We start from the raw sequence: 1,413 nt of genomic DNA on the forward strand, positions 1-1,413 counted from the left end.
CTGCTCGTAGCTGCGGACGGTGTGCGCCTGTTCCTTCACCATGCTGTCTTTCCCCCTGCCCGCCGAACTCAGCCGAACCGGCCGGTGATGTAATCCTGGGTGCGCCGCTCGCGCGGAGCGGTGAACATGCGGTCGGCGCTGTCCACCTCGACCAGTTCGCCCATGTAGAAGAACGCCACCCGATCCGCGCAGCGCGCCGCCTGCTGCATGTTATGCGTCACGATCGCAATCGTGAACTCGCCCTTCAGCTCGTCCAGCAATTCCTCGATCCGCGCCGTCGAAATCGGGTCCAGCGCGCTGGTCGGCTCGTCGAGCAGGATCACCTCCGGCCGCGTCGCGATCGTCCGCGCGATGCACAGCCGCTGCTGCTGCCCGCCCGACAGCGCCGCCGCCGACGCCCCCAGCCGGTCCTTCACCTCCGCCCACAGCGCCACCCGCCGCAGCACGTCCTCCACCCGCGCGTCCATCTCGGCACGCGACAGCCGCTCGTGCAGCCGCACCCCGAACGCGATGTTCTCGTAGATCGACATCGGAAACGGCGTCGGCTTCTGGAACACCATCCCCACCCGCGCCCGCAGCACGTTCAGGTCGAGGTCCGACGACAGGATGTTCCGCCCGTCGAACAGCACCTCCCCCGTCGCCCTCTGGCCCGGATAGAGGTCATACATCCGGTTCAGCACCCGCAGCAGCGTCGATTTCCCGCAGCCCGACGGCCCGATCATTCCCGTCACCCGCCGTGCCGGGAAATCCATCGAGATGCCCTTCAGCGCGTGGTTCGCCCCATACCAGAAATCCAGCCCCCGCACCGCCAGCGCCGCCGCATCCTGCATCACCGTCCCATCCATCAATCGTATTCCCAACCCGTCAGGTTCAGTGTCAGCGTCCGGAACCGGCCTGCCGGCTCCACAGCCGCACCAGCACGTTCAGCGCCAGCACCCCCGCCGTGATCAGCAACGCCCCCGTCCAGGCCAGTTGCACCCAGTCGTCATAGGCCGAGCCCGCATATTGATAGATCGCCACCGGCAGGCTCGCCATCGGCGCACCGGGGTCCAGCGACCAGTTCATGTTCCCCAGCGACGTGAACAGCAGCGGCGCCGTCTCGCCCGACACCCGCGCCACCGCCAGCAGGATGCCCGTCAGCACGCCACCGCGCGCCGCCCGCAGGCACACCTGCAACACCACCCGCCATTTCGGCGCCCCCAGCGCATAGGCCGCCTCGCGCATCGTCAGCGGCACCAGCCGCAGCATGTCCTCCGTCGTCCGCACCACCACCGGCACGAACAGCACCGCCAGCGCGATCGCCCCGGAAATCCCCGAGAAATGCCCGAACGGCATCACCAGCAGCATATACACGAACAACCCGACCAGGATCGACGGCGCCGACAGCATCATGTCCGACACGAAGCGCACGAT

General features: G+C 67.8%; 2 protein-coding genes. Both read right to left on the minus strand.

All coding sequences use genetic code 11. From position 1 onward, the window contains the following. Window positions 1–68 precede the first annotated feature (68 nt). Window positions 69–845, minus strand: a complete 777-nt coding sequence (pstB, locus tag HLH25_RS19860; protein WP_182975724.1) for a phosphate ABC transporter ATP-binding protein PstB — start codon at window positions 843–845, stop codon at window positions 69–71. A 31-nt stretch (window positions 846–876) separates the two neighbouring features. Beyond that, window positions 877–1,413 (minus strand): ABC transporter permease subunit (locus tag HLH25_RS19865; RefSeq protein ID WP_182975725.1); only part of this gene is annotated, 537 nt, incomplete at its 5' end.

The organism is Gluconacetobacter dulcium (assembly GCF_014174165.1).
Classification (GTDB): domain Bacteria; phylum Pseudomonadota; class Alphaproteobacteria; order Acetobacterales; family Acetobacteraceae; genus Gluconacetobacter; species Gluconacetobacter dulcium.

What these genes read in the sequence shown, in the direction of transcription:
- pstB (WP_182975724.1), bottom strand. Translation starts at nt 845, where the DNA reads ATGGATGGGACGGTGATGCAGGATGCGGCGGCGCTGGCGGTGCGGGGG.